Source organism: Streptomyces niphimycinicus, assembly GCF_018883605.1.
Lineage (GTDB): Bacteria > Actinomycetota > Actinomycetes > Streptomycetales > Streptomycetaceae > Streptomyces > Streptomyces niphimycinicus.
Genome location: NZ_JAHLEM010000747.1, coordinates 1 through 4,063 on the forward strand (window position 1 = coordinate 1; position 4,063 = coordinate 4,063).

Here is a 4,063-nt window from a genome sequence, read left to right on the forward strand (position 1 = left end):
GGCATCCGGTGTCGCGCCTGCTGCGGTGATGGGGCATTCGCAGGGGGAGATCGCCGCGGCGGTGGTGGCGGGTGGGTTGTCGTTGGAGGACGGGGCGCGGGTGGTGGCGCTGCGCTCGCAGGCCATCGCACGGGGCCTCGCCGGACACGGCGGCATGATGTCCGTTTCGCTCCCGGTCGAGGAGGTGCGGGAGCGCATCACCGCGTGGGACGGCCGTATCTCCGTGGCGGCCGTCAACGGCCCCGGCGCGGTGGTGGTCTCCGGTGAACCGGAGGCGCTGCACGAACTGCTGGCCCGCTGCGAGGCCGAGGACGTACGGGCGAAACTGATCCCGGTGGACTACGCCTCGCACTCCGCCCAGGTGGAGCAGATCCACGACGAGCTGCTGGACATCCTCGCCCCCATCCGTCCCCGCACCTCGCGGATCGTCTTCCACTCGACCGTCACCGGCGAACCCCTCGACACCGCCGGGCTCGACGCCGCCTACTGGGCCCGCAACCTGCGCGAGACCGTGCGGCTCGAAACGGCCACCCGGGCGCTGCTCACCAGCGGCCACCGGCTGTTCGTGGAGGTGAGCCCGCACCCCGTGCTGGCCGCCGCCATGGAGGCCACCGTCGAGGCCGCCGACGGCGCGGCCGCCGTCATCGGCACCCTGCGCCGCGAGGAGGGCGGCCCCGAGCGGATGCTGCTCTCGCTCGCCCAGGCGTACGTCCACGGTGCGGAGGTGGACTGGCGGGGGCTGTTCGCCGGGCGGGGAGCCCGGCGCGTGGACCTTCCCACGTACGCGTTCCAGCGCTCCCGCTACTGGGTCGAGCCCCGGACCGGGCCCGTCGCCGAGGCGGCCACCGGCCCGGCGGAGGCAAAGTTCTGGACCGCGGTCGAGAACGCCGACCTGGACACGCTGACGGCCACACTGGGCACCGGCCCCGACGCGCCGCTCAGCGAGGTGCTTCCGCTGCTCTCCTCGTGGCGGTCCCGGCTGAGCGACCAGGCGGTGCTCGACTCGTGGCGCTACCGCATCGGCTGGCAGCCGGTCGACGGACAGCGGACCCCCGCGCTCACCGGCCGCCGGCTGGTGGCGGTGCCCGACAGCACTGCGGCCACCAGTACGCAGGCCGCTGACGTTGAGGCCATCACCGCCGGACTCGCCGCGCTCGGCGCCGAGATCGTCCCCCTGCGGATCGGCCCGGACGACACCGACCGCACCCGGCTCGCCACCCGTATCACCGAGGCCCTCGGGGAAGCCGGGGCGCCCGGCGGTGTGGTGTCCCTGCTGGCCCTCGACGAGGCACCGCATCCGGCACACCCCGACATCCCCACCGGGTTCGCCACCACCCTCGCCCTGGTACGTGCGCTGGGCGACGCGGGGATCGACGCACCCCTGTGGTGTGTCACCCGCGGCGCCGTCTCCGCGAGTGGCGCCGACCGTCTCGAAGCCCCCGCACAAGCCCTCGTCTGGGGCCTGGGCGGTGCGGTCGCCCTGGAACACCCGCAGCGCTGGGGCGGCCTGATCGATCTGCCCGCCAGGCTCGACGAGGGTTCCCTCCGGGCGCTCGCCCGGGCCCTGACCGGCCAGGACGGCGAGGACCAACTGGCCATCCGCGCCACGGGCACCCTCGCCCGGCGGCTCAGGCGGGCCGGTGCCACTTCCACCGCCGGGCGCTGGCAGCCCCGCGGCACCGTACTGATCACCGGCGGCACCGGCGGCGTCGGCGCCCAGATCGCCCGCGGACTGGTCCACGAGGGCGCCGAACACGTGGTGCTCGTCAGCCGCCGCGGGCCCCAGGCCCCGGGCGCCGCCGAGCTGAAGGCCGAACTGGCCGAACGCGGCGCCCGGGTGACCGTCACCGCCTGCGATGTGGCCGACCGCGCGGCACTGGCCCATCTGCTGGACTCGGTCACGGGCGACGGCGCGGACCACCCGCTGACCGCCGTGGTGCACGCCGCCGGAGCGCTGGACGACGCCACCGTCGACGCGCTCACCCCCGAGCGGATCGAGACCGTACTGCGCCCCAAGGTGGCGGGCGCGCGCCATCTGCACGAGCTCACCCGGGACCTGGACCTCGACGCGTTCGTCCTGCTCTCCTCGATCGCCGGCACCGTGGGCGCCGCCGGACAGGGCAACTACGCGGCGGCCAGCGCGTATCTCGACGCACTCGCCCAACTCCGCCGCGCGGACGGCCTGCCCGCCACGTCCGTGGCCTGGAGTGCCTGGGCGGGCGGCGGAATGATCGACGGTGCGGTGGCGGACCAGTTGCGACGGCGCGGCGCGCCCCCCATCGACGGTGCGCGGGCCCTGGAACTGCTGCGGCAGACGGTCGCGCACGGCGACGGTTTCCTCGTCGCCGCCGACATCGACTGGGGCCGTTTCGCATCCGCCCTGTCCGCCACCCGGCCGCTGCCGCTGCTCGCCGACCTTCCCGAGGCGGGCGCCACCGGGCAGGACCCGGCCGAGGCGGAGGGGGAGCAGGCCGGTGGCGCCGCCGCGCTGCGCAAGCGGCTCGTGGAGCTGAGCCCGGCCGACCGTCACACCGCCCTGGTGGAGCTGGTGAGCGAGCAGGCGGCCGCGGCTCTCGGCTACGCCGACGCGGGCGCGGTCGAGACCGGACGGGCCTTCAAGGAGCTGGGCTTCGACTCGCTCACCGCGGTCGATCTGCGCAACCGGCTCAACGCCGCCACCGGACTGCGGCTGCCGGTCACCCTCGTCTTCGACTACCCGACCGCAGGCGACCTCGCCGAGCTGCTGCGGGAGGAACTCCTCCCATCGGACGAGGAGTCCATGGACACCGCGTCGCTCGCCGAGCTCGACCGCGCCCAGTCCACCCTCGCCGCCCTGGAGCTGGACGACATCGAATCGGCCACCGACGACGAGATGTTCGAGCTGCTCGACGGGATGTTCGAGCTGCTGGGCCGGGATGTGACGGCCCGATGAACCGCCGCGCCACCGCCCCGGCCGCCACCGACGTTCCGGCCCTCTTGAGGAGCTGACGACCATGGACAACGAGAAGAAGCTGCGCGACTACCTCAAGCGGGCCACCGGCCACCTCCGCGCGGCACACGGCCGGATCCAGGAGCTTCAGACTCCCGAGCCGATCGCCATCGTGGCGATGAACTGCCGCTACGCGGGCGACATCCGGTCCCCCGAGGATCTGTGGCAGGCCGTCGCCGAAGGCCGGGACGGCATGGGCGACTTCCCGGCCGATCGCGGCTGGGACCTGCCGAACCTCTTCGACCCGGACCCCGACCGGGAGGGCCGCACCTACGCCCGCCAGGGCGGATTCCTGCATGACGTGGACCAGTTCGACCCGGCGTTCTTCGGCATCTCGCCGCGCGAGGCCCTCACCATGGACCCGCAGCAGCGGCTGCTGCTGGAAGTGGTCTGGGAGACCTTCGAACGGGCCGGAATCGACCCGGGCACCCTGCGCGGCAGCGACACCGGCATCTTCATGGGCGCCACCGACTTCGACTACGCCCGCGGTCTGACCGAGCTGCCCGAAGGGCTCGAAGGCCAGATGTCCATGGGCGCCTCGGGCGCCATCCTCTCCGGCCGCGTCGCCTACACCCTGGGCCTGGAGGGACCGGCCGTCACGGTCGACACCATGTGTTCATCCTCGCTGGTGGCGCTGCACATGGCCTGCCAGGCGCTGCGGCAGGGCGACTGCTCGATGGCGCTCACCGGCGGCACCACCGTGATGTCCACCCCGAGCGGCTTCATCGAGTTCAGCCGCCAGCGTGCACTGTCCACCTCCTCCCGCTGCCAGGCGTTCTCCTCGACGGCCGACGGCACCGCCTGGGGCGAGGGCGTCGGAGTGCTGCTGCTGGAACGGCTCTCGGACGCCCGCCGCAATGGCCACACCGTGCTCGCGGTCGTCCGCGGCTCCGCCATCAACCAGGACGGCGCCAGCAACGGCCTCACCGCGCCGAACGGCCGTGCCCAGCAGCGGGTGATCCGCCAGGCGCTGGCCAACGCCACGCTGTCCGGCGCCGATGTCGATGTGGTCGAGGCGCATGGCACGGGAACGTCGCTGGGCGACCCGATCGAGGCGGGCGCCCTGCTCGCCAC

At 73.8% G+C, this 4,063-nt stretch carries 2 protein-coding genes; both read left to right on the forward strand.

Annotated elements, in window-relative coordinates:
• A partial coding sequence (locus tag KN815_RS41700; RefSeq protein WP_216346985.1) for an SDR family NAD(P)-dependent oxidoreductase occupies positions 1–2,932 on the forward strand: 2,932 nt, incomplete at its 5' end.
• A 61-nt stretch (positions 2,933–2,993) separates the two neighbouring features.
• The coding region (locus tag KN815_RS41705; RefSeq protein WP_216346986.1) for a beta-ketoacyl synthase N-terminal-like domain-containing protein at positions 2,994–4,063 on the forward strand (1,070 nt) is incomplete at its 3' end.